At 67.6% G+C, this 21,854-nt stretch carries 25 protein-coding genes; 23 read left to right on the top strand and 2 right to left on the bottom strand.

Annotated features, from left to right (window positions below; all coding sequences use genetic code 11):
• Window positions 1-137: 137 nt before the first annotated feature.
• The 5 genes from ACFVXC_RS07815 (at window position 138) to ACFVXC_RS07835 (ending at window position 4,675) form a co-directional block, all read left to right on the top strand.
• Window positions 138-1,298, top strand: a complete 1,161-nt coding sequence (locus ACFVXC_RS07815) for a glycosyltransferase (RefSeq protein WP_389902569.1) — start codon at window positions 138-140, stop codon at window positions 1,296-1,298.
• On the top strand, window positions 1,295-1,999 hold the full coding sequence (locus ACFVXC_RS07820; RefSeq protein WP_389902572.1) for a hypothetical protein: 705 nt from the start codon (window positions 1,295-1,297) through the stop codon (window positions 1,997-1,999). Before ACFVXC_RS07815 ends, ACFVXC_RS07820 begins: the two co-directional genes overlap by 4 nt.
• Complete coding sequence (locus tag ACFVXC_RS07825; protein WP_389902575.1) at window positions 1,996-3,222, top strand: hypothetical protein; 1,227 nt, start codon at window positions 1,996-1,998, stop codon at window positions 3,220-3,222. Before ACFVXC_RS07820 ends, ACFVXC_RS07825 begins: the two co-directional genes overlap by 4 nt.
• Window positions 3,222-4,091, top strand: a complete 870-nt coding sequence (locus ACFVXC_RS07830; protein WP_389902576.1) for a hypothetical protein — start codon at window positions 3,222-3,224, stop codon at window positions 4,089-4,091. The genes ACFVXC_RS07825 and ACFVXC_RS07830 overlap by 1 nt, the downstream gene beginning before the upstream one ends.
• Window positions 4,092-4,159: 68 nt before the next feature.
• Window positions 4,160-4,675, top strand: a complete 516-nt coding sequence (locus ACFVXC_RS07835) for an AAA family ATPase (RefSeq protein ID WP_389902577.1) — start codon at window positions 4,160-4,162, stop codon at window positions 4,673-4,675.
• A gap of 176 nt (window positions 4,676-4,851) precedes the next feature.
• Here ACFVXC_RS07835 and ACFVXC_RS07840 read toward each other — a convergent pair whose 3' ends face one another.
• Window positions 4,852-5,289 carry a pyridoxamine 5'-phosphate oxidase family protein gene (locus ACFVXC_RS07840; protein ID WP_389902579.1) on the bottom strand — a complete coding sequence of 146 codons (438 nt, stop codon included), beginning with the start codon at window positions 5,287-5,289 and terminating at the stop codon, window positions 4,852-4,854.
• Window positions 5,290-6,126: 837 nt separating this feature from the next.
• Between ACFVXC_RS07840 and ACFVXC_RS07845 the strand changes: the two genes are divergently transcribed.
• From ACFVXC_RS07845 to ACFVXC_RS07855, 3 genes are read left to right on the top strand one after another with little or no spacing between them, the layout of a single operon-like run.
• Window positions 6,127-6,546, top strand: coding sequence for a hypothetical protein (locus ACFVXC_RS07845; RefSeq protein ID WP_389902582.1), 420 nt, complete (start codon window positions 6,127-6,129; stop codon window positions 6,544-6,546).
• A 3-nt stretch (window positions 6,547-6,549) separates the two neighbouring features.
• Window positions 6,550-7,665, top strand: a complete 1,116-nt coding sequence (locus ACFVXC_RS07850; RefSeq protein ID WP_389902583.1) for an MAB_1171c family putative transporter — start codon at window positions 6,550-6,552, stop codon at window positions 7,663-7,665.
• 25 nt (window positions 7,666-7,690) lie between these two features.
• The gene (locus ACFVXC_RS07855; protein ID WP_389902586.1) at window positions 7,691-8,878 is read left to right on the top strand and encodes an amidohydrolase family protein; all 1,188 of its coding nucleotides are present in this window, start codon (window positions 7,691-7,693) and stop codon (window positions 8,876-8,878) included.
• A 55-nt stretch (window positions 8,879-8,933) separates the two neighbouring features.
• Here the strand turns inward: ACFVXC_RS07855 and ACFVXC_RS07860 are convergent, their stop codons facing one another.
• Entirely contained in the window at window positions 8,934-9,764 is an 831-nt protein-coding gene (locus ACFVXC_RS07860; protein ID WP_389902588.1) for a helix-turn-helix transcriptional regulator, read from the bottom strand.
• Between the two features lie 375 nt (window positions 9,765-10,139).
• On the opposite strand from ACFVXC_RS07860, the gene ACFVXC_RS07865 reads away from it, so the two are divergent.
• The 15 genes from ACFVXC_RS07865 (at window position 10,140) to ACFVXC_RS07935 (ending at window position 21,850) form a co-directional block, all read left to right on the top strand.
• The gene (locus tag ACFVXC_RS07865; RefSeq protein WP_389902590.1) at window positions 10,140-10,454 is read left to right on the top strand and encodes a transcriptional regulator; all 315 of its coding nucleotides are present in this window, start codon (window positions 10,140-10,142) and stop codon (window positions 10,452-10,454) included.
• Window positions 10,451-10,828, top strand: coding sequence for a hypothetical protein (locus tag ACFVXC_RS07870; RefSeq protein WP_389902593.1), 378 nt, complete (start codon window positions 10,451-10,453; stop codon window positions 10,826-10,828). Before ACFVXC_RS07865 ends, ACFVXC_RS07870 begins: the two co-directional genes overlap by 4 nt.
• 57 nt (window positions 10,829-10,885) lie before the next feature.
• Entirely contained in the window at window positions 10,886-11,473 is a 588-nt protein-coding gene (locus ACFVXC_RS07875) for a WhiB family transcriptional regulator (RefSeq protein ID WP_389902595.1), read from the top strand.
• Window positions 11,474-11,534: 61 nt separating this feature from the next.
• Window positions 11,535-11,897: a hypothetical protein gene (locus tag ACFVXC_RS07880; protein WP_389902597.1), complete on the top strand. Its 363-nt coding sequence runs from the start codon at window positions 11,535-11,537 to the stop codon at window positions 11,895-11,897.
• Complete coding sequence (locus ACFVXC_RS07885; RefSeq protein ID WP_389902599.1) at window positions 11,894-12,754, top strand: hypothetical protein; 861 nt, start codon at window positions 11,894-11,896, stop codon at window positions 12,752-12,754. The genes ACFVXC_RS07880 and ACFVXC_RS07885 overlap by 4 nt, the downstream gene beginning before the upstream one ends.
• A gap of 2 nt (window positions 12,755-12,756) precedes the next feature.
• Entirely contained in the window at window positions 12,757-13,485 is a 729-nt protein-coding gene (locus ACFVXC_RS07890) for an ATP-binding protein (RefSeq protein WP_389902602.1), read from the top strand.
• Window positions 13,485-13,835, top strand: a complete 351-nt coding sequence (locus ACFVXC_RS07895) for a DUF4326 domain-containing protein (RefSeq protein WP_389903019.1) — start codon at window positions 13,485-13,487, stop codon at window positions 13,833-13,835. The genes ACFVXC_RS07890 and ACFVXC_RS07895 overlap by 1 nt, the downstream gene beginning before the upstream one ends.
• Window positions 13,832-14,251, top strand: a complete 420-nt coding sequence (locus ACFVXC_RS07900; RefSeq protein ID WP_389902603.1) for a DUF6195 family protein — start codon at window positions 13,832-13,834, stop codon at window positions 14,249-14,251. The genes ACFVXC_RS07895 and ACFVXC_RS07900 overlap by 4 nt, the downstream gene beginning before the upstream one ends.
• The gene (locus ACFVXC_RS07905; RefSeq protein WP_389902606.1) at window positions 14,251-15,369 is read left to right on the top strand and encodes a DUF2637 domain-containing protein; all 1,119 of its coding nucleotides are present in this window, start codon (window positions 14,251-14,253) and stop codon (window positions 15,367-15,369) included. The genes ACFVXC_RS07900 and ACFVXC_RS07905 overlap by 1 nt, the downstream gene beginning before the upstream one ends.
• Window positions 15,370-15,452: 83 nt before the next feature.
• Window positions 15,453-16,004, top strand: coding sequence for a hypothetical protein (locus ACFVXC_RS07910; protein WP_389902608.1), 552 nt, complete (start codon window positions 15,453-15,455; stop codon window positions 16,002-16,004).
• Between the two features lie 513 nt (window positions 16,005-16,517).
• Window positions 16,518-16,901: a hypothetical protein gene (locus ACFVXC_RS07915; protein ID WP_389902610.1), complete on the top strand. Its 384-nt coding sequence runs from the start codon at window positions 16,518-16,520 to the stop codon at window positions 16,899-16,901.
• Window positions 16,902-17,561: 660 nt separating this feature from the next.
• Window positions 17,562-18,539 carry an NlpC/P60 family protein gene (locus ACFVXC_RS07920; RefSeq protein ID WP_389902613.1) on the top strand — a complete coding sequence of 326 codons (978 nt, stop codon included), beginning with the start codon at window positions 17,562-17,564 and terminating at the stop codon, window positions 18,537-18,539.
• Window positions 18,540-18,588: 49 nt separating this feature from the next.
• Complete coding sequence (locus tag ACFVXC_RS07925) at window positions 18,589-18,927, top strand: hypothetical protein (RefSeq protein WP_389902616.1); 339 nt, start codon at window positions 18,589-18,591, stop codon at window positions 18,925-18,927.
• A 3-nt stretch (window positions 18,928-18,930) separates the two neighbouring features.
• The gene (locus ACFVXC_RS07930; protein ID WP_389902619.1) at window positions 18,931-20,241 is read left to right on the top strand and encodes a hypothetical protein; all 1,311 of its coding nucleotides are present in this window, start codon (window positions 18,931-18,933) and stop codon (window positions 20,239-20,241) included.
• Complete coding sequence (locus ACFVXC_RS07935; protein WP_389902622.1) at window positions 20,222-21,850, top strand: hypothetical protein; 1,629 nt, start codon at window positions 20,222-20,224, stop codon at window positions 21,848-21,850. Before ACFVXC_RS07930 ends, ACFVXC_RS07935 begins: the two co-directional genes overlap by 20 nt.
• Window positions 21,851-21,854: the final 4 nt, after the last annotated feature.

Genomic DNA, 21,854 nt, shown 5'->3' on the forward strand with positions numbered 1-21,854 from the left:
CCGGTCTTCACGGTGATGATGAATGAGCGGTACGTGAGTGCAGTTCATCATTCCGTCACCGTCCCCGCTGCCGTTTTCCTTCCCTCAACCGGCCCGTCCCGACCCTGCGGGCCCCGGGCAGAAGGAGACGAAAGACGATGAGTCAGCGTGTGCTTTACCTGCTCAACATCTCCAACCCCGACCGGCTGGCCGCCGATTCTGGCTGGATCTTCGCCGACCTGCTCGCCCCAGCCCTGGCGGATGCCGGAGCCGAGGTCACCGTCGCCGCCCCGGCCCCGGCGGGTGACGGGCGGGCCGACTTCCAGCGCACGGCCGTGCCGGGCACGAAGTACCGGGCCCGCTTCGCCCCCGACCTGGACCAGTTGGGCGAGCTGATCCGCGAGGTCCGCCCGGACACCGTGGTCGCCAACCAGATCGAGGCCGCTCCTGCGGTCCGCACCGCCCTGCTAGAAGCAGGCTCCAACGCGTTCCTCGCGGGGTACTGCCACTACCTGCCGTTCTCTTTCACCGCCGACCAGCAGATGCGTGTAGACCCCGCGCTGGACGACGCGGGGCTCGGCCGCAGCGTGCTGCTGGCCTTCGCCGCCGGTCTCGCCGCCTGCGACCGCGTCCTGGTCCACTCCTCCACCGCCGCCTCCTGGACCACCGCGGCGGCCTCCCGGATGGCCCTGGACCTGGGCGAGAAGCTGCGGGTGGTCCCCGCACCGCGAGACGAACGCCTGGTCCGCGACCCCGCCGACGCCACCGCCCCGAACGGCCACGGGGCCATCGGCGTCTACAACCACCGGCTGTACGCGCACTACGGCACCGCCCGCTTCGTCGACGTCGCCCGGCAGATGACCGGGCCTTCGGTCCAGCTGCGGGTCATGGACCTGTTCGGGAACCGCCGCACCGACCGCACCCGCCTGGACTCCAGCCCAGAGCGGCACCGTGCCGAACTCGCCGCCCTGGACGGGGTGGAGGTGGTCTCTGACCGCGGCGACCGCGTGCGCTACAGGGACCTGCTGGCCGGCGCGCACTTCGGCATCGCCCCGTTCCGCGTGGGCTGCCCGTGGTCGATGAGCGTGATCGACTGCCAGGGCATGGGCTTGCCCGTCATCGCCCCACGCCTGGGCTGGCTCGCCGAGCACGTCGACGCCGAGCTGCTGTTCGACGCGGACGCCGAGGCCGTCGCCTTGGCCGAGCGGCTGGCGACCGACGCCGAGTTCTACGCGGTGCACGCCAAGCGGGCGCACGCCTCCACCGCTGACTTCACCCCTGCCCTGGTGGCCGCCCGCTACTTGGAGGCGATCTCGTGACCGGGTTCGATGCGGTGATGCTGTCGTACGACGAGCCGTTGGCGGACAAGCTGCACGCCCGCCTCCAGCGGGTGCTGGGGTTGAAGGTCAAGCGGCTGCACGGAGTCCACGGGATGCGCCGCGCCTACCGGCTCGCCGCCGAGGTCGTCGACGCCGAGCAGTTCCTGCTGGCGGACGGGGACTTCGTGATCGACACGGAATTCGCCGTCGGGGACATCGAGCCGCTGAGCGAAGGCGTATCGCTGCGGGTCTGGCGAGCAGTCAACCCGCTCAACGGCCTGGTCTACGGCTACGGCGGGCTCAAGCTGGTCCGCCGCTCGGCGCTGCGGGAGCTCGGCGAGGCCATCGATGTACTGGCCGCGCTCCCGGGCCGGATCGAGTTCTCGAAGACCGTGGCCGGCACGACGCGGATCAACCAGAGCCCGTACCACGCGTGGAAAGCGGGTTTTCGGGAGTGCTCGATGCTCGCACGTGGCAGTGAGTACGGCATGGACGACATGGAGAGCCGCGAGCGGATCACCGCCTGGACGTCCGGCGAGCAGGGCGAGTTCGCCGAGTACGCCGCCGCCGGTGCCCGCGAGGGCGTCGCGTTCGCGGGCGAGGCTGCCCGCGATCCGGGGCGGTTCGAGAGGCTGAACGATCCGGCCTGGCTGCTGGAACGCTTCAGCGCCGCGCACGGCGAGCAGGCGGTTGCCGGATGACCGGGCCGCTGGTGCTGATCGAGCCGTACGCCCACCGGCTCGGCGGCCACCACCAGCACGCTCTGGTCGCGATCGCCCAGGCTGGCCCCGGCACCGTGGTGGTCGCCCCGTACGGCGTCGGGGCCGAAGCGGACACGGCCCTGCGTGCGGCGGGGGCCCTCGTCGCCGGGCCGGTCGGCCCGGCGGCCCGGGTGCTGTTCGTCGCCGCGAACACCGCGGCGGTCCTCTCGGCGGCCGGTCGGCGGGTCTTCGCCTCCCGCCGCTGGCCCACCGGCCTGCGGCGGGCCCCGCACCAGATCACCCTCCTCGCCCGCTGCCTCATCGAGGCCGCGTGTCTGCGGACCGCCCGGCATATCGCTCCGGCCCCGGGCGCGGTGGTGGTGCTCAGCGCGAGCGAGGCCCTGCACGGCGCCGCCGCCCTACTCGGCGGGCTGCCCCACCTGCGGTTCGTCCACGAAGGCGTCACCACCGAGGACGCGGCCGTACGGCTGCTCGGACGGCTCGCCCGCCCCGGGGAGAAGCGGGTGCTGGCGCTGTACCCGACGGCCGCCGTGCGTGACCAGCTCGCCCCGGCCTTCCCCCGCCTGCCCGGCGAGGTCCGCACCTTCGCCGTCGACGACGGCAGACGCCTGAGCGAGGCGGAGCGGAAAGGAGCCCGTGCGGCCTTCGACATCCCGGCCGGCGGGCGTGCGGTGTGCCTGGTCGGCGGCTGGTGGCCGCACAAGGACATCGACGTCATCGACGCCGCCCTCACCCAGCTCAAGGAGCCGCTGCACCTGGTGGCCTGCGGCCACCCGCTCGACGAGGCGGTGCTGGCACGGTGGCGGGACCTGCCGCAGGTCCGCCTCCACACCGTCCCCGGCCCGGTCAGCGAGAAAGTGCTGCGGATCGTCTACGGCGCCGCCGACGCAGCCCTGGTCGCCCGCCACCGAGAGGTCGGTAAGGAGTCCGGGCTGGTAATGGGCACTGTCCGACACGGCGTTCCGCTGATCGTGTCCGACCACGACCCCGACCTCACCGCCCGCCTGACCGGCCAGGACTGGGCCCGGGTCTTCCCCGCCGAGGACCCAGACGGCCTCGCAGACACCCTGGATCGTCTCACCGCCGACCCGCCGAATCCGCCCGGCACCGACGCGGCCGACACGGTGGGCCTGCCCCCGGCGGACAAGCAAGCCGCTTTCCTCACCGACACGTACGCCCGCCTGCTGGCCAAGGAGTACTGATGCCCACGAAGCCGGCGCTGATCGCCGTGATCGGCCCCGTCGAACCCGCCCTGTTAGCCGCCTGGGCCACCCACTACCGCGGGCTCGGCATCGAACGGTTCCACGTCGCCTTCCACTTCCCCGACCATGTCCCCGACGCCTGGCGCCACCAGCTCGTCGCGGCCAGCCACGAGCTCGACATCACCCCGGCCGCCGTCAGCACCGGCCCGTGGCACGAGCACACCAACAGCGAACTCCGCGACGCCCTACGCGAGGAGGCCGGGACCGGCTGGCACCTGCTCGCCGATGCCGACGAACTCCAGACCTACCCCGCCCCGCTGGACGAGGTGATCGCCACCTCCGAGGCGGGCGGGCACCGGGTGGTCGGCGGGCTCATGCTCGACCGCGTCGCCGCAGACGGCCGTCTCGCCCATTGGAGCCCGGTAACTGGCCTGGACTGGGCCTTCCCGCTCGGTGGACATCTCACGCACCGCCTCCTACGGGGTGACCCCCGCAAGATCGTCCTCGTACGGTCCGGCGTCACGGTGGCCTCTGGGAACCATCGGGCCCCCGGCCACAAGCCCGACCCCGAGGCACTGGCCTGCGTCCATCACTTCAAATGGCGCTCCGGCGTCCTGGACGACCTGCACCGGCGGGTGGAACGGTTCACCTCCGGCGACTGGAGCGAGCACACCCCGGCCGTACGCGACGAAGCCCACCGACTGCTGGACCACACCGACCGCCACGGCGGACGGATCGACGTTGGTGACCTCCGCTTCTCCTTCCGCCGCGTGAGCCTTCAGACGCTGCCCGCCGGATGGGGACACGAAGCGAAGACGATCGCCACCACATGGCGCCCGCCCGCTGCCCGCACCGGCACCCGCCCGTAAACCAGGCCCGAAGCCGGGCGGCCGGGCCACAATGGAAGCAGAAGGGCCCGCCTGCCGAAGGGATGACCGTGAGCACGTCTGCACCGCTCGCCGTGCTGCTGGTCGGCATCACCGGTTCCGGCAAGACCGTGCTCGCCCGCTCCCTGGCCGACCGTGGGATGGTCCGCCTCTCGGTCGACGAACAGGTCCATCGCCTGCACGGCCGCTACGGCGTCGACTACCCCGAGCACGAGTACTTCGAGCGCGAACGCCCCGTCGTCGATGCCGTACGGCAACAGGTGGTCGACGAGCTGGCCGCTGGCCGGGACGTCGTCCTCGACCACGGGCTGTGGCTACGCCAGGACCGCGACGCGTGGAAGAAGACCGTCGAGGCCGCAGGCGCCCGGTGGGCGCTGGTCTACCTCCCCGTCGAGAAGCCGGAGCTGCTGCGGCGCCTAAACGAGCGCAACCAGCGCGCCGACGCCAACGCGCTCACAGTTACCCCCGGGGCGTTGGACGACTTCTTCGCCCGCTTCGAGCCCCCGGCTCCCGGCGAGGACGCGATCAGCGCCGACGAACTGGATAGGGCACTGGCAGTGCGTTGATCAACCCACCGGCTTTTCATCCCAACCCTGACTGCCACCGGCCTTGATATGGGCCGACGCTGAGAGACGGGGCCGTCTTTCGTCCTGCTCGTCAACGCCCGGTGCAGTGTCGCGGATGGTAAAGGCGCCACTCCAGCCCCATTCGTGGCGACTGCCCCACCCCAAGCTGCTTGACGCTACGCAGCGGCCTGGGATGCCTGGGGTCGGGCGCCCAAAGTCTGGCCCAGTGCCCGTTCGACCGAGACCAGGATGACCACCCGCTCCGGGTCCGGCGTCGGCGTACGGCCATATCGCTTTCCGTAACGGGCTACCGCATCTTCGACCACAGCCACGTCGCTGCACACCTCTGCCACCCCTTCGAGCGTGGCCCACCGGCCTCCGTCTACCTGGCACAGGGCCACGCGGGCTTCACCGCCACCCGCGAGAATGTTGGCCACTTTACGACTCGATTTGCGAGTGATAACTCTGGCCATTCCCGCGGCGACATCCACCGTCACACCGACTGGCACGACATGCGGTCGCCCGTTGGGCCGCAGCGTGGTCAATGTGCACAGATGGTACTCATTCCAGAACCTCAGGTAACTGTCCGGCTGGATGGATATCGCGTTCGACATGGCTGGAAGCGTAAACGCCTCAGTTGCCCGAACTGCCCCAGGGTGACCGCCGCCACACCCCTTCCGATCAGCAATTTTGTCCTATTCGCGGGTGTTTGAGAGAGCGTCCGCCTCGCCTAAAGTCTCAGGTTGATAACGGAGTCATCCGCCACCTCGCAAAAGTTGATCGGTCCACGCCAGACGATAAAACCCCAGTTCAGAGCCTCGTACGGGATGGAACAAGGTTGATTTACGTCGCTTTGACCGGTCGAAGTTACCTGCCGTCTACACGAACCGATCATGATTTTTAGGCCATGCCTTGTCGGAAGCGTCACGTACTGTCCAAAGAGGTTCCCGGGAACTCCACGGGGCAGCCCCGCTCGGGGCGTCAGCGCGTGTTCGCGTACGTGACATCCGATTAGGCGGGAAGCCCTGGATGCCCTGGCATCCCTCCCCCTGCAAGGGGATTTAGTGGGGCGCAGGAGCAGTCGGCTGCGGTCGTTTCCGGCGCCGGGAACCGGACGTCATCGACGTGGGCGCGGTGTCGCCCGGCTCGGGGGAGCCATCACAGCCGGTTGGAGGGATTACTCAGTGTGGTCGGATAAGAGTGGTCGTGACGCGTCGGAGCCCAAGGTTCCCGCTCAGGACGGAGCCAACCGCCGTCGCCTTGGGCGCTGGCGTACAGCCGCAGCCCGGACGGTGGAGAAGGATCTCCACCGGCTGATTCGGCGGGAGCTGCAAGACCTCGGGGTGACTCCCCCGCTCGACGTTCACGATCTTTGCGAGAAGCTGAGTCGGCGGCGCGGGCGCCCGCTCTTTCTGCGTGCAGCTCCGCTGCCCAAGCCTGGCCCGTCGGGCATGTGGGCGGAGTACGACACGTACGACGTGATTCTGTACCAGCAGGAGACGACCGAGCTGCACCAGGATGGGATCATCCTGCACGAGGTCGGGCACATCCTCGTGGCGGAGAACGAGGCGGCCTCCGAGCCCCCCTCGGGCAAGGCCGAGACGAACACGCCGGATACCGCCTCTGATGAAGAAGCGGCGGCCGTCGACGTGGAGGGGTGGGCCACCCTGATGCCGGTCTTCGGTACCGAGGCGGTCAAGCGTGTTGCTCAGCGTTGTTCATACGAGGACGGCGAGGAGTGTTCCGTCGAACTCGTGGCGACGATCATCCTGGAGTGGTCGGCCCTGCTCGCAAGCTCCACTCCTCCGGCTGATGATCCCGCCCTGCGACGGGTCGAGGCGGCTCTTGGTGACCGGCGAGGATGGCTGTAACTCTTGGAACTCCTGCTCCTGGGGCTCCTGGCCGCTCTGGTCTGGAAGCTCTACCAGTGGAAGCGAACCCCTCATGACGCACCTCTTCGCTCGGTCACCCTCTGCCTGCTCTGTGCCGCACTCTCGTACCCCGTAGCGATGCCCGGCGGCGCGTCCGGCGTCGACACCGTCGCCGGACATGGGACGGCGAAGCTGATCCAGAACGTGCTGCTGCTTCTCGCGGTGTACTTCCTGATGTGCTTCTACCTCTACTCCGCCGCCGACGAGGACGCGGGCCGACGCAGGGCCCGGAAGGAAGCCGTCGTTGTCGCGATCGTCGCGGTGGCGATCACCGTGGCCGCCGAATCTGTGCCGCACGAGGTCTTCGCCGGCTCCTTCAGCACGGCCGACATGACGACTCCGCAGATCTCGTTCTTCTACGGCGGCGCTGGCCTCTACCTGATGTACGCGCTCGGCATGGCGTGCCGGTGGACTCGCCGCTACGCCCGCATGTCCCGACGCCCGCATTCCACCGGACTCTGGATGGCGGCCGTGGGTCTGGGGGCCATGGCGGTGGCCTGCGCGATCCGCGCCGTCATCGTCGCCGTTCGCGCGGCCGACGTAGAGGTCCCTGGGCCGCTGATGGCAGCCGTCGCCTTCCTCCTGGTGGCGTCAATCCTCACGTTCGCGGCGGGCATCACGTATTCGGGAGCCCGAGCCCGGATCTCATCCCTCCGCCTCTGGCTCCGCCACCGACGGGATCACCGCCGCCTTGCCCCGTTGTGGGAGCTGCTGGCGGAGACGTACCCGGACAACGTGCTGCGGCCGGCGTCCGCGGCGGCCTTGGACAGGTGGCGGGCTCGTGGAGTGCACCGGCGCTACCACCGTCGCATCGTGGAGTGCCGCGACGGTCTGGTGGACATCAGCCCCTACCTGCTGGATGAGGGCGACGACAGCACAGTCCTCAACATCGACTCCGCCGAGCTTGCCGCCCGGCTCCGCCGGGCCTCCGCCCGGATCGAGAAGGGCATCCCCGCCCCCCGCCGCGCGGTTCCTCTCGCGATGGCGCTGGGCAGCGACCGGGAGTCGGATGTGAAACAACTGATTGCGGTATCCGACGAACTGCGCGCAGCCGCATGACCTCGCACGATCAAGGAGCCACACGATGCTGATTACCGGTGGACGAGTGCTCGTCGACTCGGGGACCTACCTGGAGGACGGCGCCGTTCTCATCGAGGGCGAGTCGATCGCGGCCGTCGGGCCGCGCGCGGAGATCGAGGAGCGGGCCGGGGCCGACGTGCCCCGATTCGAGTTCGGCGGGACGGTCTTGCCGGGACTCATCGACGCCCACGTTCACCTGGCCTTCGACGGCGGGCCTGATCCGGTGTCCACCCTCCAAAGCTCGACGGACGACGCCCTGTTGGAGGACATGCGGCGTCGCGGCGAACAGCTCCTGCACAGCGGCGTCACCACGGTCCGGGATCTCGGAGACCGTGGCGGACTGGCCCTTCGTCTGGCTGCCGAGATCAACGATCGCCGTACGGCGGGACCGAGGATCGTCTCCGCGGGTACCCCAGCGACCACCGTGGGTGGGCACTGCCACTTCCTCGGCGGCGAAGTCTCCGGCGAGACCGAGATCCGCGACCTCGTGCGGCGCAACCTCGCGGCCGGGGCCGGGGTCATCAAGGCGATGGTCACCGGTGGCGGTCTGACGAAGGACGGCCCCAAGAGCCATCAGTCACAGTTCACGGCGGAGGAACTGACGGCTCTGGTCGAGGAAGCCCACAAGGCGGGCGTGCCCGTCGCGGCCCATGCCCACGGGGCCGACGGCATCGCCTCCGCCGTCGAGTCAGGCGTCGACACCATCGAGCACTGCACCTGGATGTCGAGCGGGGGCCTGGACTTCCGGCCCGACGTGGTCCAGCAGATCATCACGAAGGGCATTACCGTCTGTCCGGCGGTAAGCCCGCATTGGCAGATGCTCCCGCGCTTCTTCGGCGAGGAGCGCGCCAACGCGATGTTCGATCTGGTGCGGCAGATGGCCGATGCCGGGGTCCGCCTGATTGCCGGGACGGACGCAGGCGTGCAGCGCGCCGGCTTCGACGGGCTTGTTCAGGCGCTGTCGTTCTACTCGCACCTGGGTCTGTCGAACGCCACGATCATCGACATGGCGACCTCACAGGCTGCCGCCGCCCTGGGCCTGGGCGACATCACGGGGAAGGTCGCTCCCGGCTACCGCGCAGACCTCCTCCTGGTGGACGGAGACCCGATCGGTGATCTCTCCGCACTGAGCGGAGTCCAGGCCGTGTTCGCCTCCGGTCTGCGCCACGAGCCGAACGGCACGGGGCAGTAAGAACCTCACACTGGTGCCCTGTTTCCCGACCCTCGCGGGTCCGGGGAACAGGGCACTATTTGTTGGTGCCTGGATCGGCCTTCTTGTCCAGCTCGCTGGCGAGGTCGTTCAGGATCGAGAGGACATCGGCCGGCAGGCCCTCGGCACTCATTCCGCGGGCCCGGACCCGGCCCACCTTGCCCTGCTTGGCCGCCGACATGAGGCGGAGCCCTTCGTAGACCTGCCGGGCGACGGCGTCATTCGGCTCGAAGTACAGCTTGGAGACGTCGAAGAACTGGGCCAGACCTTCGAGGACCACGGGCACCGGCTCGTCGTCCTCACCCGTCCGCAGGGCTTCGATGGCCTCGGCCGATGTGACCTGGGAGCCCGCGTAGGCGTTGACCGAGTCCGCGATCTCCTGGTCCTCCGGCGCGGTTCGGCCCGGGTAGGAGCGCTCCAGCAGGAGAGTGATCTTCTCGGCCAGCGTCTCCGGCACCTTCTCGGCGGCGTCCTCGTCAGCCTCTCCGAAAGACCGGTCCTGGGCACGTTTCAGCTCGTCCTCGGTCACCCCGTAAGCAGCCGCAAGGAGAGGGACGTACCGGTCCTTGAGCCGTCGAATGCCCTGTTCAGCTCCAGCCACCGGCCCATCGCTCTTGGTCCCGATGATCGCCTTCGTCTCGTACCGGTAGAGGCCGGCGTCGCATCGCAGGTCGATCAGATCGGGCAAGCCGTCTCGCGGGAAGAGGTCGTCCAGCGGCCGATTCAGCACTCCGGCGAGGGCAGGCAACTTCTCCTGATCGGGTGTCGTCGCTCCCGACTCCCATCCCGCCACGGTCGAGTCCGCAGAGCCGAGGGCGGACGCCACGTCGGCCTGTGAGACGTCGGCGTCTCGACGCACCTTGCGCACACGTTCTCTGTCGAAACGGCGAGCTGGCATCGGACCTCGTTTTTTGGGTGAGCCGAGGAAACCTCGGGTTGTTGACTTTTCGTATTAACCAAGATAGCTTCATCTTAGCGAAAAACGAGGGGGTTCGCACCCCTCTCAGCCTTCGCCCACCTGCGGTTCCCATCGCGGACCGGTCCGGTGGAGAGGGAAAGCTGCGCATCACCCAGGCGCGGCCCTTCCCCTCAAAACGCCATCGGCGCCCGAGAGTTCGCACCTCTCGGACGCCAGACAGCTCGTGATCCGCGGCCCCCGACAGGGGCGCTGGTCACTCGCACGGCCACTCCGTGTCCTTTCGCACGGCACGACGGAGCGGCGTACCACATAAAGGAGTGTCGCATGTCCCCTACCACGGACTGCAACCCGAAGGTGGAGATCCCTTCGGGCCCGGCCGAACGGCTGGCGGCGCAACTGGCGTCCATGCTGCCGGAGGCCGCTGTCGTTCAGGTGCGTCTCCAGGGCCCCCGAACCCTATGGCCCCACCTTGGACTCACCGCCGTGAATGACCACGGACGCACCCTTCGTGTCCCTCGGGCGAAGGCGCTCACCATCGCCCGGTGGATCATCCGCTCGTTCCCCCAAGCCGGATGGGCGGCATCCGGCGGGCACGCCTTCGACCTGCGGACCGCTGAACTGCGCGGGCTGGAAGCATGACGGCGGCCGTGGCACCGGCGAACGCGGGCCCGGCCGTGGATTTGCAGGGACTCGCAACCGTGGTCGGTCTCTTGGCTCAGGCCGGCGGCCTGGACGCCCTGTTGGGCAGCCAGGCGACGGACTCCCGCGACAAGCGACTGCACATCGGCTACAGCGAAGCCGCTGAACGGCTGAACATTCCGGAAAAGTGGCTCCGTGAGCGCATATCGACGCTCCCACACCGGAAGTTCGGGAAGTTCGTTCAGTTCACGGAGGACGACCTCCACGCGATTTCCGATATGCATTTCGTCAGCCCTGACGCAAAGCCCCAGAGGGATGACGAGTCGGTATTGATGGCGCTTCAGCCTTCCAAGCGCTCTCGTAAGCGTTCCTGATCTCCTCTCGCGCCCGGTTGCAATAATTCGCGGCGCTGCGAACATCGCGAGATACAAATGAGCACTGACATATCCAGCCTCATCGAGGCTGCGCACCAGGGAAACTGGCTGCCCCTCATAGAAGAGTCGAAGAAGGCTCCGGGCAAGTATTGGGCCGAATCTGCCCGATGCACGAACCAGGACATCAACATTTTCGTCCCACTCGCAGACGGCCCGCGGGAAGAACCCGACTCGGTGAAATCCAAGTTGGGAACCTCCCTCAACCGTCCTCGCAATCTCTGTGCGTCATGCCCGTTGGCCGTCGCTGCCCGGTGCCTGGTGGAATCCCTCAAGGATGACGACGAGTACGGGATCCGGGGCGGCCTGCTGGCTTCGGAGCGTTCAGAGCTGCGGCGTGCATGGCAGGACCGGGACAGCGAGAAAGCCGTAGAAGCCGCGCTTCGAGGGGGCACTGCGGCCCTGACCAAGCCCGCCCGGGACGCCGTGATTGCGCGCTTCGCCACTGATCCCTCCCTGGACGCTGCCGCCGTCGCTCGCGGCCTCGGCGTAACGCATGAGTACCTGCTGAAGCTTGCCCGCCGCTACCGAAAGTCGCAGGCCGGGCGGGGCACGCCTTCGGTCCACATCGTCTCGGACGCGGCCTGACCTCCCCCCGAGGAAACGATTCTTCCGCACGGCGGACCCTGCGTTCACGGGAGTTCTCCCCATGCTTCAGGACAGCCCCTCCGGATTTCGGCGCGCGAATATCAGTGCCGCGATCCGTGAGATTGCACCGACAGCCGTACTCGTGCGGGTCTATCCCGAGCGACGGTCTGTTACCCACCTCTTCGAATCGGACTTCTACCGCATGCTTATCGACCGCAGGACCGAAGAAGAAGTGGCGCGCATTGTCAGGCGCGGATTCGGCAAGGTCGCAAACTGGCGTCTTGCCCACGATTTCTACCTTCCTACCGAAACGCTGTACCTCACCCCGGAGCCGGACCAGAACGGCTACATTCCGGAGGACGACCACTCTTTCGGCCTTTCCCTCCACCGTCGCATAGCAATAGTTGGCGGTGAATGCCGATGAGCGACATAGCAACCGAACTGATCTGGTCACAATCAAAGTCGTGTAGGGGCTCACGCCTCGTCATGCTGGCCCTGGCCCGTGAGGCGGACAACGACGGCAAAGCCACGCTGACCTTGGACGAGATATCCACGCTCACCCGCCTTACGCCTCGCTCGATAACGAAGTGCCTCGGAGAGCTGGCAAAGCTCGGAGAACTCAGCCACGAGCGGGGAGGGGGAGCGTCCAATCCGAACACCTACTCGATACTGCTGTGCAGCGATGGGGTTGGCCGTGTCGGTTCGGAGAAGGAACTTCCTACTCCCAACGCTGAAGATCCAGAAGAGGGAACCAGGTTCCAGGAACTTCCCTCCCAGAACTCCGCTCCGGAAGTGGGAAGTGGGACGTTTCAGCACACAGATTCGGAAGTTTCTTCCTCGCGCGCACGTGGTGGTAATACTCCCTACGGGAGTATTACCACCACCAAAGAGCAAGCTAGCTTGCTGGGGTCACGTCGAGAGAACACCACCGCCAAGCAGGACTCGGTGAGGGTTCCCGATGGAGCCAAGGACCTGGTAACAGCCATAACAAGCGCTGGAATGCTCGTCGGATGGCGACTGACCGAATCGGAATGGGATCGGGTAACAGCTCTCGCAGCACGTTGGGGAAATGAACGGCTGGTCGAGATGGTGGCGCGTCGATGGAACGCCGACCGACCCCCGCAGTCCGCTCGCTATCTGCTGCGCATCTGGGCGGATCTGCCCTCGCACGCTCCCGCAGCAGCCTCCCAGGGGAACGTTGTGCCGTTGCGTCGGCAATCCGGAGGCTGGATTCCCTTTCAGAACACCGCTGCCCCCAGTGCTTACCAGAATGGATTTTGATCATGGCAGAGCCGGAACGCGCGGGCAGCGCCAGGTCGATGCGCGCAATGGAACGAATACTCGCTGCGAAAGGACTTCAGGCCGTGCCGGACGCCGACCCCGCCGATGAGGCACCGGAAGAGAACCCCGGAGACCGCGAGTGGCACTGTCGGGCGCGGGCCGACTACGCCGTGAGCCGCTGGCAGAGGGCAACCCCTCCTCGATTCCGTGACGCTCAGGCCACGCTGCCGGAGGTCATCGGCTGGGCCGACCGGGCATTCACGGACAACGCTGCTGCTGGCGCGCTGCTCCTCACCGGTCTCACGGGGACGGGCAAGACGCACCAGGCGTACGGGGCCATGCGGAGGATCGCGGCCGGCGGACCGGACCGGTTCGAGCTGATCGCCGTGAACTCAGCGGACATGTACGGCAATTTGCGCCCGTCACAGGTCATGGGGGCAGCAGAACACGAGCTGCAACGGCTCAGCCGTGTTCAGTACCTGCTCCTCGATGACCTCGGCACGGCGAAGACCTCGGAATGGACCGAAGAGGTCACGTACCGGCTGATCAACTACAGGTACAACCACTGCTTGCCGACGATCATCACGTCCAACCTCCCGGCCCGCGATGAGAACGGCCCGGACCTGAGCGACTTTGTCGGGGCCCGTGTGGCGAGCCGTCTGGCCGAGATGGTCACGACCCTCGTCCCGATGATCGGCGCCGATCGGCGCCGCGGTGGGAGGGCGGCATGATGCCCGTCCGCCTCCGCGGAGCATCCCGCGACGCCGCAGCGCTGTCCACAGCCTGTGCATATGTCGGCCCTCGCAGCCGGTACGCGAACCCGTTCACAGCCGGAGTTCGGTCCCCGCTCGGACCCCCGATGGACGACGCGGAGTCGGTGGATCTCTTCGCAGCCACGCTCCGGAGCCCAGTCGGACGCCACTACGCAGTTCGCTTCGCCCGAATCCTGCGCGGGCTCGACCTGATGTGCACATGTCCCCTTGATGCTCCGTGCCACGCGGACGTTCTCCTGCGCCTCGCCAATGAGCCCGGTGACGGCACCGCACCCCGCGCTACCGATCTTCTGGAAGGCCCCCGATGAGTCACCCGATCATGTTCGCTGCGGCCAAGCACCTCACCACCGCAGAGGAGCGACGCAAGACCGCTCGGGAGGCCGCGTTCCGTACCTGGGGCCCCAGGTCGATCACCGCCGCGTCGAAGTACGCACGCACCCTCTTGGGGGACGCCGCAGTCACGCTCGACTGGGAGGTTCTGGGACTTCTCAGCTTCGAAGAGCACCTGCAAGCCTTCGCGTCGCTCGACACGACTGGGGGCCAGCACCTGGAGCTGTACTACACCGATCAGGGCGGCACGGAACGAATCTCGCTGCGGGTGTCGTGCGTGAGCTGCCCGAGTCAGCACGTGCACGAGGTGACGTCTTTGGAACAGCTCGGCCAGCTCCTCTCGCAGACCCCGGCCTGGCAGGACATCAGCCCGCGCGACGGGGGCAACCTCTGATGTCACACGCGCACATAGACACGGCGGCGGGGACCGAACGGCAGGAGAGCTACAGCCTGCGCGGAATGACGGCCTGGGACCGCAGTGCAATCATCCTGCTCGGCGCGGCCGGCTTCGCCTTCTCGTACGACGCACTGCGTCAGATCGCCCTCGCGATCCACGCCAGGGAGACCTTGTCCTACCTGTTCCCGGTGTTCATCGACGGGTTCATTGCCTACGGCGTGCGGGCGATTGTGCTCCTTCGGCACCAGCGGTTCGCCGCGCGGCTTTACGCCTGGTTCTTGTTCCTCGCGGCGACCGGAGCGAGCCTCGGCGCGAACGCGCTGCACGCAATCACGTTGAACGATTCTCCGCAGGCCGGACGGTCCGCGCTGCACCTCGCGGACAGCGTCGTGGGGGTGCTGTCGATGCTCGCGCCGCTCGCGCTGGCGGGATCGGTCCACCTCTACATCCTGATGGCGCGGACGGCTGAGCGGGCGGTCCCGGACCGGGCTGACGCTGGTCCCGGACCGGTCCGCGAGGAGGCTCCGACACTCCAACGCGTCGCAGCCCAGCAGGGTCCTCGTCCCCTGGAAGCACCGGCGTCGATGCCTCCACGGCCGTTGACGAACGGTCCGTCCGCGCCGCAGGACGCCGTCGCAGCAACCGTTGACCTGCGGAAAGCCGAGCCCCACTCCGACGTAGAACCACGTACGGAGGACGCCGCGGCTCACCCGTCCGCGGAAGCAGACGGAGAGGAGACGGAGGGTAAGAGCGCGGACGGACCGGACGGCGAACCTGTGGACCACGCGCCGACCACAGCAGTGCCGGAGAGCACGGAATCCTCTGGGCCCACGGCTGTCCGCGCCCCTACGGACGGAGAAAAGCCGTCCGTCCCGGACGACGCGGAATGCCCACAGGACCGGGAGGCGGACGACGACTGGTTGGCAGAGCTACTGCCGATCGCGCGGACCGCTACCGAGCGGGCCGGACGGACCAGTCGCGAGGTTGTAGGGGACGCCGTCCGCAAGCACCAGGCGATCAGCAACGACCGCCTTGGTGTGCTGCTGGCCCGGCTGAAGGAAGAGGACGACAAGGGGGCGAGGACACCCGCCGCTGCCTCCAGTGCCCTCTGGTGATCCCATCTCATGACGGGCCCGGGGCCTGTGTGGCTCTCGCCATGCAGGCCCCGGCCGGTCAGCTTGATCAGGAAGGAACGACGATGTGGTCTCGCCGACGCGACCGGGCGGAGGACGCCGCCCGCGCCGATGCCGTACAGGCAGCGTCCGCCCTCACGGGTCACCTCCAGGGCGGGGGCAGTCTCGTGCCGGTCCAGGCGGGCGGTCTTGCCCTTGCGGCCGATGAAATCGCCTTCGCGGACGTGGCTTGCTCCGCCGCCCGCTTCTATGGGACGGAGGTCGACTACCCGACCTCGGCCAGCGGGTATCTCCAGGATCACCCGACCTTCGGCCGACAGTGGGTGAGCAATGGTCGTCTCGACGCCCGTCGGCGCCAGGAAGCGGAGGACGCCGCCCTTCCGCAGTGGCGCGATCACACCGCGGCCCGAGTGGTGCTCACCTCGATCGGAGTGCGGCTCCTGCCAGCGGGGTCTCGTGACTGGCTGCCCTTCGACCATGCCCTCCTGACCGGCGTAACTGATGAGGAATCCGCTGTTGTGCTGTCGTACGCCGTCTGCGCTCCCTTGCTGCTTGCCGGGCCAGCGGCACCGTGGCTCGGCATAGCGATCAACCACCTGCGCCAGTCCAGCTCGTAGAGACTTGACCGCCGGGAACACCACCGCAAAAGTCGGAACCTAATTCTAAGAATTAGGTTCCGACTTTTTTGTTGATTCGAGTTGTCCGCGAACCCCTGCAAGGATCTAGGCGTGGCCAACGCCAAAGAGTGCTTCTGGCCAATGGGGCAATTTCCTTGGGCCTCCTCCAGATCAAGCAAGGGGTTGATGACCTTGATATGAGTGACTACCTCAGCTGCGAATTTTCTAATTTGCACTGAACAGATTTGGACACTTCTCGGATTGGGTCGTAAGACCTCGCCCTTTCCCACAGTTTCCCGGCTGCCGTCGGCGAGAGCCGCAGGAGTTCCCCCCTCCTGCGAGGGGGTGTTGCGGTCCCTCCAGGGACCGCAACACCCGAATCGACAAACCCTTCTGCGCGGAGCCTGCCGTATCACCGGCACCAGCGCTCTTCCCCGTCGTACAGAGTTCCGCCGCCATGAATGTGTTCTTAGCAGCGGAACCCTTGAGCTGATTCTTCGTAGGGAGAAATTCGTGCTTACCACCCGCTTCTTCAAGCGCACCATGCCCATAGCAGTCGGGACGGCACTCGTCGCCGCCGCGATGTCTGCAACCCCGGCCTCGGCCAGCTCCGGATGGTGGGCTTCCAAGGGCGGCGGCGCCCAGGGCTTCTATAACCACGTCGATGACTCGGTCACCGCATGTGACACCAAGACGGACGGCCGCAAGGCAGCGGTCGAAATCCTCTCGGGGGACGGCCGACGACTGCTCACCACTGTCACCGATAACTACAACGACGGCCGTTGCTCTTGGAGGAGGCCGACTCTCTTCCAAGGCACACACAAGATCAGGGTCTGCGTGAAGAAGGGCAAGGCACGCCCCGTCAAGTGCGGCGCGATGCACACGTTCGAGGTCTGACCCTTCCCACGCTCCTCACTCCCCCTGCGCACGATTGTGGTTCCCGCATGTCCCGATCCAGCCGCTTTACACCCATATCCGCCGCAATAGGAATAGCCGGTTCCCTGGCCGCTCTGTCGACCGGCTGCTCCAGCTCGACCAGCGGCCCATCCACCGCCTCGACCGCACAGCCACACTCCGTCTCGGCGGGCATCCCCAACACACCCTCACCGAGCACCAGGACCGCCGCCGCCCCGTCAACTACCGCTCTACCTGATGACGTTGACCGCACGGCACGCGCCTTCACAACGGCCTATGCAGAGCACGACGCACGCGACGGGGCCGACAGCTCTTATGCAGACGCCGGCGCTCGGGCGGCCCGGCTCGCCTCGGGGGACCTCGCCGGCGTACTCGCTCAGAAGCGACCGAGCCAGGACGCCGCCTGGGCCGCACTGCGGGCTGAAAAGGCACACCAGGCAATCAAGATCACGTCTGCTGTCGTCCCCGACGGCGCACCTGCGGTAACGACGTCCTCCGCTCTCGTCCGCGTGAGCTACACCCTCACGACTATCCCGAAGTCTGGGCACGCGCAAAGCAGTGGCGAACAGCTCGCGCTTCGCCTGGAGCACACCTCCAAGGGCTGGCGAGTCACTGCCTTGCCCTGGGCGTGACGGGGCCACGATGAACAAGGGCACACAGGCTGGCCTGGGACTCGTCACGGCCGGATTGATCACCGGGGTCGCCATGCTGACCACGTTCGGCGGCGCCGACAGCGCCTCCGCACAGGAGACCGGCCCCGGCGGCGGCATCCAGACGGACGCACCCGTACCGGGCTGGGTCCGCAAGTTGATCAACAAGCATGAGGGCGAGTGTCCGCAGGTCACGGCCTCTCTCCTGGCGGCTCAGCTCTATACCGAGAGCAACTTCAACTCCGGTGCGAAGTCGCCCGTCGGGGCCGTCGGAATCGCGCAGTTCATGCCGGGGACCTGGGCTCAGCATGGCAAGGACGGCGACGGCGACGGGATCAAGGACATCCGGAACCCGGCAGACGCCATCGCCGCGCAGGCCGCGTATGACTGCACCTTGGCTAAAGAGGTCAAAAAGGTGCCGGGCGACTCGACGGACAACATGTTGGCCGCGTATAACGCGGGCGGCGGCGCGGTGATCAAGTACGGCGGCATCCCGCCGTACCCCGAGACCCGCGAGTACGTGCGCAACATCCGTGCGCTGGCCTCAAAGTGGGCGGACGCTGTCAAGCCCGACGCCCCGGCCGGCAAGGGCGCAGCTCGCGCGATCTCGGCCGCGAAGACAGCTCTGGGCACCTGGTACCGGTGGGGCGGCAGTTGCGTTATGCCGTATGAGGGCGTGGGCGGTTGCGACTGCTCCTCGCTCACCAAGATGGCCTGGTCAGCGGCGGGAGTGAACCTGCCGCGCACCACGTATGACCAGGTCCACGCAGGGACCGCCGTCAAGGCCATCTCCCAACTCGCGCCGGGCGACTTGCTGTTCAGCGTCCCCGGCAGCGCCGGGCCTGAGCACGTCGGCATGTACATCGGCGGCGGCCAGGTCATCGACGCCCCGCACACCGGGGCTCAGGTGCGGATCAAGCCGCTCTCGTACTGGAAACCGCAGATCATCGCGATGCGGCACGTCGGCTAATCACGCCAAAACATCCCAAACTATCTCTTACAGCACCAAGGGGCTGAACATGCACAACCTCCTGTCTGTCGCTGCCGATCCCTCCCTTCACACGACCCTCGCCGCCGGTGCCGATGTCGTGTCCGGTGTGAAGCCGGACTGGGGCCCGTTCGGGAAGCTCGGCGGCACGGCGAAGGTGATCCTCGGCGTCATCGCGGCCGTCGTCCTTGTTGTCGGTGCCGGTGCCTTCCTTGCCGGTGTCGGCAAGTCGAAGGGCTGGTTCGGTGAGGGCCACTCCACGATGGACAGCTCGCGCGGCAAGGGCATGATGGTCGGCGGTCTGACCTGCGTCTTCCTCGTGGCCAGCTTCGGCACCATCTTCGCCATCACGTACGGCATGGGTGTGTGATCCATGCCTTTCCGATCCCGGAGGAACGTTTCCTCCTCGAAGGCCAACGGAGCGCGCCGCGCGTCGGCCAAGCTCTGGGGCATCGCGGCCGGCGGCGCGGCGGTGGTCACTGCGGCCGGGGTGGTCGTCAGCATGGCAACGGGTACCCCTCCGGCCACGGCCCCCTCCGCACAGGTACCCGCTCACTCGGCTCCGCAGGCGAGCGGGGAAGGCGTGCGGGATCTGCACGGCGTTCCCGTCGGGTACCCGCACACTCGCTCCGGCGCCAAGGCGGCGGCAGCCAACTTCACGACGGTCAGCAGTAGTTCTCAGTTCCTCACGGACAAGGGCGCGCGGCACCGCGCTGTGGCCGTCATGGCGGCCAAGGGCACAGCCGGAACGGCTTTGAAGAAGGCCGACCACGCGGCCGAAGACGCGGTCGACTCCCTGCGCGGCGACGCGTCCAAGGTCTCCGCCAAGAAGGCCGTCGCCCGTACTGGTGTCCTCTCGGCACATGTCCTGGGCTTCGACGCCCACGGGGCGATGGTGCGGCTGTGGACGACGACGGTTCGCGGCAGCACGGCCGGGCACGCGACGCCGAAGACGGGCTTCCAGTCGGTGACGGTCACGCTCACCTGGGAGTCGAACGACTGGAAGCTGAAGGACAGTTCGACCTCGAAGGGGCTCGTCGCTCCGATTGACGTGCGGCAGGCGTCCAACGTGCCGGCCGACTTTTCGGACTACACCTCGGCCGCTGCAGAAGACCCCGTGCTGAGCGGCACCGAAGACCGAAAGGGATTCCCGGCCCCGTACGGACACAACGAACGCGGCGCGCGTGCCGCCGCCGTCAGCGCCACCATGCTCTACGGCGATCCCCGGTTCTTCGCCGATGAGGACTGGCGGCACCGGATGCTGGCGGCCACCGCCGCGTCGAGCGTGCTGCACTCGGTCACCTCGGACAGCGACTCGACGGCTCGTCTGGTCATGGAGAACCGTGGTGTCGGCGCGGACGGGACGACCGCCGACAGCAGTGAACTGATCACGCGGACTGCGGCGCTCGCCACCCGCTCGATCTCCTACTCCGACCAGGCCGCGAGCATCGAGCTGTGGACAGCGTCGGTGGGCGGCGTCGCAGGGAAGGACGAGACGCAGCGCCCGCAGGTCGCCTTCCTGCGCATGACCGTGGATCTGGTCTGGGAGGACGGCACCTGGAAGACAACGACCGTCACGCCGTCCGAACCGCTCGTGCCGTCCCCGCCGGCCATGCAGGAGGCGGACCCGGCCGACAGCTTCGCGGACGTGGGGGGTGCCAGCAATGCGCCTGCGACTGCGTGACGACGCCCCCGGCCTGTTGACCATCGAGCGGGGAACCCCGGGTCACTGGCGCCGCCGCCTCCGAGCGGTGGCCATGGTCAACGTGATCATCGGGTTCGTGTTCGTGCCCTCGGCGGTGGCCAACCCCTTCTGCTACATCCCGATGGTGTGCGAGGCGAAGGCGGCCATCGACTTCGTCAAGGACCCGCTGGGGTTCCTGCTCCAGAAGCTCACCGAGGCGAACATCTGGTTCCTGCGCAAGATGCTGGAGCTGATCCAGAACACCACGAAGATCGACCTCACAAGCCCCGGCTTCCTGAAGCAGTACGCGATCATCTTCGCGGCCTCCAGCCTGCTCACCGTGGCCCTGTGGCTGATCGCCGTGGCCAAGCGGGCGGTTCGCGGGGTTGCCGTGACCACCGCCGTGTCCGAGGCGATCGGCTTCCTGCTCCTCCAGTTCGTGGTCAACGCCATGACGCCGGGCGCAATCGCGCTGCTGATGAAGGCCATTGACGAGGTCACGGCCATCTTCGAGCCCTACGCGACATCGAACTTCAAGCCGTTCTTGGAGAACATCCTCAAGGTCATGGCAGCCAATCCCTCCGAGGGCGTGGGACAGCTGCTGGTCGTCAACCTCATCATGATGTGCGGCGCCCTGCTGATGTGGATCGAGCTGCTGATCCGCAGCGCGGCGATCTACGTGGCCGTCGCGCTCGGGCCGATCGTCAACGCCGGATTGGTTGATCGCGACCTGTGGAACAAGAGTAAGAAGTGGTTCGGTGGCATCTTCGCCATCGGCCTGAGCAAGCCGGTCTTGTTCGCCCTGCTGGGCCTCGGCGGCGCGGTCCTCAGCGATACGTCGGGGAGCATGTCCGACGCAGTCTCCAAGACCCTCGTCGGTGCGCTGATTCTCCTGCTCGCCGTCTTCGCCAGTGCCACCCTCTACAAGTGGGTGCCCGCCTTCGGCGACGAGATGGCCCAACTCCACCACGACCGGAAGTCCGCCCAGTCGTCCGGCCCGGCTGCTGCGGTTGACGGCCCTGCCCAGCACGCCAACCGAGCGATGGGGGCCCGCGTGCAGGACTCGTTGGTCGGCGGCAGCGCCAAGACCGCTGGCGCCAAGACCGCTGGCGCCAAGATGGGTGGCGGAACGGCTGTGGCCGGGCCAGTCGCAGCAGGGGCGGCCGTTGCCAAGGCTGGCGTCGACGTGGCGAAGAACAAGGCCGCCAGTTCCCCGGGCGCGCAGGGCACCGACGCCGCAGGCGGCAAGCCCGAACAGGCTGAAGGCCAGCGCGGCGACGACACCGCCGGTAAGTCCGGTGCACCGGCAGCCGCTCGTCCTCCAGGAGCGACCTCCGACCCGGTCGTCAGCTCTTCTCCGGACTGGTCCTCGGCAGGTGGCCACGCATCCGCCGGACGCCCACCGGGAGCCAACGGGGCACCGAGCGCAGCTCGGCCGCCCTCGCCGCCGTCGCCCGGCCCGGGAACTTCGGGGCCGACGCCGCCCGCATCTCCCTCCTCCGCATCAGGAACCGCCTCGGGCTCCGGGCCCTCTGTCACGCCCCCGCCGCCGTCGCGGCCCTCGGGCAGTCAGGCACCCGGACGACCGAACCCCAGCAAGGACCAGTGACCCT

Origin of the sequence: Streptomyces sp. NPDC058257 (assembly GCF_042881845.1) — a bacterium.
GTDB lineage: Bacteria > Actinomycetota > Actinomycetes > Streptomycetales > Streptomycetaceae > Streptomyces.